1 rRNA gene is annotated in these 242 nt (G+C 51.2%); it reads right to left on the reverse strand.

The features are described from left to right. Window positions 1–93: ribosomal RNA gene (gene rrf / locus FHD02_RS24195) — 5S ribosomal RNA — on the reverse strand; the annotation flags it as partial. Window positions 94–242: the final 149 nt, after the last annotated feature.

Consider the following 242-nt stretch of genomic DNA (forward strand, 5'->3'; position numbering starts at 1 on the left):
ATGGGGAGACCCCACACTACCATCGGCGCTACGGCGTTTCACTTCTGAGTTCGGCATGGGGTCAGGTGGGACCACCGCGCTACAGCCGCCAGGCAAATTCTGTTTATCAACACGCCTTTAGCATGTCGATGTCATCTGTATCAGGCTGAAAATCTGTCTCTTCGCCAAAACAGCTTCGGCGTTGTAAGGTTAAGCCTCACGGTTCATTAGTATCGGTTAGCTCAATGTATCGCTACACTTAC

The organism is Citrobacter sp. EC_71, assembly GCF_019584005.1.
In the GTDB taxonomy this organism is placed as follows: Bacteria; Pseudomonadota; Gammaproteobacteria; order Enterobacterales; family Enterobacteriaceae; genus Citrobacter; species Citrobacter werkmanii.